Source organism: Fodinicola feengrottensis, assembly GCF_039530045.1.
Lineage (GTDB): Bacteria > Actinomycetota > Actinomycetes > Mycobacteriales > HKI-0501 > Fodinicola > Fodinicola feengrottensis.
Genome location: NZ_BAAANY010000073.1, coordinates 1 through 612, shown reverse-complemented (window position 1 = coordinate 612; position 612 = coordinate 1). Strand labels below are relative to the sequence as shown.

The following is a 612-nucleotide window of genomic DNA, read 5'->3' as shown; positions in this document are numbered from 1 at the left end:
AGCGCCTTCTCGATCAGCGTCCCCATGGCGGTAGCAGCGTCACGGTCGAATCCCACAGACCGATGGGTGTAGATCTGCTTCGTCACGGTCTCGCTGGCGTGGCCTACCCGGTCCGTCAGAACCTTTGAGTCCATGCCGTTGTCCCTTGCCAGGGTCACGTACGTGTGGCGGATGTCGTGCAGCCGGATATGCCGCACACCCGCAAGGTCCACAGTGCGATTGAACCGGCGGGTGACCGTATCCGGATGAAGCTTCCGGCCATCCTCGAAACACATCAGCTTGTCGTGTGTGGGGTAGCTCGCGCCGAACGCCTTCCGCTCTTTGTCGAGCTTCGCCAGGTACCCGGCTAGCGCAGCCACGGTGAACGGATCGAGGGAGATCGTGCGTACGCTGCTCTCGCCTTTGCCGTCTGAATCCTCGGCCTTGCCGTCAACTACGACCCGCGTAGCGTCGATTTCGAGCGTGCCTTGGCCGATGAATTCTTTCGACCCGCAGCCTTCACAAGTGCCGGCCGGCAAGGCATCGTGCTTTTGATCGCAGTCCAGGCACAGCCACCACATCGTGAGGCCATCGCGGGCCGCTCCGGCAAGCTCAGAGCGTCGCATGCCCGTT

The 612-nt window shown here is 62.4% G+C and carries 1 protein-coding gene; it reads right to left on the bottom strand.

The genetic code is table 11. The features are described 5' to 3' along the window. The coding region (locus ABD301_RS42215; RefSeq protein WP_344315616.1) for a site-specific integrase at positions 1–612 on the bottom strand (612 nt) is incomplete at both ends.